This window comes from Methylibium sp. T29-B (assembly GCF_000576225.1).
Lineage (GTDB): Bacteria > Pseudomonadota > Gammaproteobacteria > Burkholderiales > Burkholderiaceae_C > Methylibium > Methylibium petroleiphilum.
In genome coordinates this window covers 1-3251 of record NZ_AZSN01000257.1, presented here as the reverse complement: position 1 = coordinate 3251, position 3251 = coordinate 1, and the positions used below count along the sequence as shown (strand labels likewise).

At 65.4% G+C, this 3251-nt stretch carries 1 protein-coding gene and 1 pseudogene; one reads left to right on the top strand and one right to left on the bottom strand.

The window, feature by feature from the left end; translation table 11 throughout:
- Positions 1-230: pseudogene (locus tag Y694_RS20685) on the bottom strand (OmpA family protein); the annotation flags it as partial.
- 292 nt (positions 231-522) lie between these two features.
- Between Y694_RS20685 and gyrA the strand changes: the two are divergent.
- The gene (gene gyrA / locus Y694_RS20680; protein WP_036236110.1) at positions 523-3144 is read left to right on the top strand and encodes a DNA gyrase subunit A; all 2622 of its coding nucleotides are present in this window, start codon (positions 523-525) and stop codon (positions 3142-3144) included.
- The last annotated feature ends 107 nt before the right edge of the window (positions 3145-3251 follow it).

Sequence of the window (3251 nt, the reverse complement as noted above, 5' to 3'; positions counted from 1 at the left end):
GCGGCAACAGGAGCCGGCGGCGGGGCCTTCGGCGGCGCGCCGTCGCAGCGCTCGTCGGCGGTCGCGGGGGTCCAGAAATTGTCGCGCCAGCAGAGTTCGTTGGTGCCGTTCTTCCAGACGTTCCCGTCCACGTTCTTCCAGTTGTCGACCGTCTGGGCGAACGCGGTGGAAGCGGAGGTGGCGATCGCGGCAGTCGCGAAGAGCATTGCCACCTTGTTCAATTTATTCATGACTTTCCTCTCTCGGTAGGCCGTTAAACGGCAGACGTCCATGCGGATATATCGAGCGAAACTATCAAGTGCCCTATGAAAAGAGCACTTTAGGACCGACAAATCATTGTGCCATATGGCTTTGCAGCGACAAGGTTTCGGCCAGCTCCCGTGCCGCACCCGTGGCCGCTGTTGCGCTGCTGCGACAGCGAGCGGCAACTAGAATCGTCGACTTCCCGCTACCCCTTGCGTCCGGCCCCGCGCCCGATGCAAGCCCCGCGGCCCCTCACCGCGGACCACCTCCCGATCTCGCATGACCCAGTTCGCCAAGGAAACCCTGCCGATCAGCCTCGAAGAGGAGATGCGGCGCTCCTACCTCGACTACGCGATGAGCGTGATCGTCGGTCGAGCCCTGCCGGATGCACGCGACGGCCTGAAGCCGGTGCACCGGCGCGTGCTGTTCGCGATGCACGAGTTGAACAACGACTGGAACCGCCCGTACAAGAAGTCGGCGCGCATCGTCGGCGACGTGATCGGTAAGTACCACCCGCACGGCGACACCGCGGTCTACGACACCATCGTGCGCATGGCGCAGGACTTCTCGCTGCGCCACATGCTGGTCGACGGCCAGGGCAACTTCGGCTCGGTCGACGGCGACAACGCGGCGGCGATGCGCTACACCGAGATCCGGCTGTCCAAGATCGCCCACGAGATGCTGGCCGATCTGGACAAGGGCACGGTCGATTTCGGCCCCAACTACGACGGTTCCGAGAAGGAACCGCTGGTAATGCCGACCCGCCTGCCGAACCTGCTGGTCAACGGCTCGGCCGGCATCGCGGTGGGCATGGCCACCAACATCCCGCCTCACAACCTCAACGAAACGGTCGATGCCTGCCTGCACCTGCTGAAGAACCCCGAGGCTTCGATCGACGAACTGATGGAGATCATCCCGGCACCGGACTTCCCAACCGCCGGCATCATCTACGGCCTCAATGGCGTGCGCGAGGGCTACCGCACCGGCCGCGGCAAGGTGGTGATGCGCGCCAAGTGCCACTTCGAGGACATCGACAAGGGCGCGCGTCAGTCGATCATCGTCGACGAGATCCCCTACCAGGTGAACAAGAAGACGCTGCTCGAGCGCATGGCCGAGCTCGTCCACGAGAAGAAGCTGGAGGGCATCAGCCACATCCAGGACGAGTCCGACAAGTCGGGCATGCGCGTCGTCATCGAGCTCAAGCGCGGTGAAGTGCCCGAAGTGGTGCTGAACAACCTGTACAAGCAGACCCAGCTGCAGGACAGCTTCGGCATCAACATGGTGGCGCTGGTGGACGGCCAGCCCAAGCTGTGCAACCTGCGCGATCTGGTGGAGGTGTTCCTCGAACACCGCCGCGAGGTGGTCACGCGGCGTACTGTGTTCGAGCTGCGCAAGGCACGCGAACGCGGCCACGTGCTCGAGGGCCTGGCGGTCGCGCTGGCGAACATCGACGAGTTCATCGAGATCATCAAGAACTCGCCCACGCCGCCGCTGGCCAAGCAGGGACTGATGGACAAGAGCTGGGATTCGTCGCTGGTGCGCGAGATGCTCGTCCGCGCGGCGTCCGACACCCCGGGCGGCCGCGACGCGTTCCGTCCTGAAGGACTGCCGGCGGTATACGGCATGCAGGCCGACGGGCTGTACCGGCTGTCCGACGATCAAGCCCAGGAGATCCTGCAGATGCGCCTGCAGCGTCTCACCGGCCTGGAGCAGGACAAGATCATCGGCGAATACAAGGAGGTGATGGCGCACATCGCCGACCTGCTCGACATCCTGTCCAAGCCCGAGCGCGTGACCACCATCATCGGTGAGGAACTGGTGGCGGTGAAGCAGGAGTTCGGCCAGACCAAGCTGGGCGCACGCCGCAGCGTGATCGAGCACAACGTGCAGGAGCTCGGCACCGAGGATCTGATCACGCCGACCGACATGGTGGTCACGCTGAGCCACACCGGTTACGTGAAGAGCCAGCCGCTGGCCGAATACCGCGCGCAGCGCCGCGGCGGGCGCGGCAAGCAGGCCACGCAGACCAAGGACGACGACTGGATCGAGCAGCTCTTCATCGCCAACACACACGACTGGATGCTGTGCTTCAGCAACCGGGGACGCGTCTACTGGCTCAAGGTCTGGGAGGTACCGCAAGGCGGCCGCGCAGCGCGCGGCAAGCCCATCGTCAACATGTTCCCGTTGCAGCCCAACGAGAAGATCACGGTGGTTCTGCCGCTGACGGGCGAGTTCCGCACCTTCCCTTCGGATCACTACATCTTCATGTCCACCGCGCTCGGCACAGTGAAGAAGACCGCGCTCGATGAATTCAGCAATCCGCGCAAGGCCGGCATCATCGCCGTCGACCTGGACGAAGGCGACCACCTCATCGGTGCGGCGCTGACCGACGGCAAGCACGATGTGATGCTGTTCTCCGACGGAGGCAAGGCAGTCCGCTTCGACGAGGACGACGTGCGGCCGATGGGCCGCAACGCGCGCGGCGTGCGGGGCATGGCGCTCGAACCCGGCCAGAACGTCATCGCGATGCTGGTGGCCGAGGACGAGTCGCAGAGCGTGCTCACCGCCACCGAGAACGGCTACGGCAAGCGCACCTCGATCACCGAGTACACCCGGCACGGCCGCGGCACCAAGGGCATGATCGCGATCCAGCAGACCGAGCGCAACGGCCGCGTCGTCGCCGCGACGCTGGTGCGTCCGGAGGACGAGATCATGCTGATCACCGACCGGGGTGTGCTGGTCCGCACGCGCGTGAGCGAGATTCGCGAACTCGGCCGCCCGACCCAGGGCGTCACGTTGATCTCCCTCGACGACGGTTCGCAGCTCGGTGGCCTGCAGCGCATCGTCGAGAACGACGCTGGCAGCGATGCCGGCGATACCGAAGAGACGCCGGCGCCATGAGGAAACTGCCTCCCCTGGCGACCGCCCTCGCACTCTTGCTGAACGTTGGCGCTGGCAGCGCCCTGGCCCAGGGCGCCGTCGCGCCTGCCGCGGCGGCCTCGGCGGCG